Genomic DNA, 1,199 nt, shown 5'->3' with positions numbered 1-1,199 from the left:
ACGAGTTCACAGACATCGAGTTCAAGCTCGGGAGTTACGATGACTGGTAAAGACACCGAGAGTGATGAACGCGTGGGCGACGAGATTCTCCCCGCGCTCGCAGAGCTGCGAGGCGTCGAGATGGAGACTGAGTCCCAGCAGCAGAAGAAAGAGGAAGCGATGGCACTGATTCAGGATATCATCGACGAGGACCGTGAACTGCACGGCGAGACCGCCACCGACCGACTCGCGAGGATGTTCTCATGAGCGGTGATGGATCTGCTCCGAAACTTCAGCAGTCGATTCCAAACCGTCGCTGGATCGAGGGGCACATGCGCTCGCTTCGGTTCGTCGAGTGGGACCGCTTCACGTTCCACGAGTTCGAGGACGGGCGTGTTGTCGTCGACGTCTACGGCTGGATAGCCCGCGAGGAAGACGACTACAAGGATTTCCTTCACGTCGCGTTCTGGCCGAAGAGCGAGGACTACTCGTTCACGACGTCGTCAGACCGCTACTCCGAGGAGATTCACCAGACAATCACCGGCGAGAAGCCGGACACGCACAACCCGTGCCACCGCGTCGAGCACACGTTCAACGTTGGCAACGCGGTCGAGCTGGAGACAAAGACACTGGGGGACTACTCGTGACAGACGATTCGCTAATGAATCGCCGCTGGATGGAGAAGCAACTCCGTAAGGTTCGGTTCGTCGAGTGGGACCGCTTCACGGTCGGCCAGTGGCACGACGAGCAGTCGGTCTCGGTCTACGGCTGGATCGACCGGGAGGACGAATACAAGGACTTTGTGCTCGTCATCTTCTGGCCCGAGAGTGAGGAGTTCTACTTCACGACCAGCTCGGCAGACCGAACCGAGGACATCTACCGTGCGCTCGTCGGTGACGACATGACCGAACACAACGAGTGCCACCGCGTCGAGGACAACTTCAACGTCGAGAACTCGGTCACGCTGAACCACGACCTGTCGGAGTGGGCCGATGCCGCATGAGGGGGAACCTGAATGCCCGTCGTGTGGCGTCGTGGGTGACGAGGTCGAACGCGGCGGGCGTGTCGACCCATGGTATCGACACTGTGACGAACCAGAGTGCCGGGTGCGACTCTACACCCCGTACCCGGAGAAATTCCAATGAGTAACGCAACAGACGGCCCTGCCATTTTGCACTGTTTCGCCGACTACGGCACTGAGTCGGAAGTCCTGACCGGCT

General features: G+C 59.5%; 3 protein-coding genes. All 3 read left to right on the top strand.

Annotated features, from left to right (window positions below; all coding sequences use genetic code 11):
- The coding region (locus tag M1L36_RS21150) for a hypothetical protein (RefSeq protein WP_250875748.1) at positions 1-246 on the top strand (246 nt) is incomplete at its 5' end.
- Entirely contained in the window at positions 243-626 is a 384-nt protein-coding gene (locus M1L36_RS21145) for a hypothetical protein (RefSeq protein ID WP_250875747.1), read from the top strand. The genes M1L36_RS21150 and M1L36_RS21145, both read left to right, overlap by 4 nt.
- Positions 623-982, top strand: coding sequence for a hypothetical protein (locus M1L36_RS21140; protein ID WP_250875746.1), 360 nt, complete (start codon positions 623-625; stop codon positions 980-982). Before M1L36_RS21145 ends, M1L36_RS21140 begins: the two co-directional genes overlap by 4 nt.
- Positions 983-1,199 lie beyond the last annotated feature (217 nt).

Source organism: Halomarina rubra, from assembly GCF_023699475.1.
GTDB lineage: Archaea > Halobacteriota > Halobacteria > Halobacteriales > Haloarculaceae > Halomarina > Halomarina rubra.
This window is presented reverse-complemented; position numbering and strand designations above follow the sequence as displayed.

What these genes read in the sequence shown, in the direction of transcription:
- M1L36_RS21145 (WP_250875747.1), top strand. Translation starts at nt 243, where the DNA reads ATGAGCGGTGATGGATCTGCTCCGAAACTTCAGCAGTCGATTCCAAAC.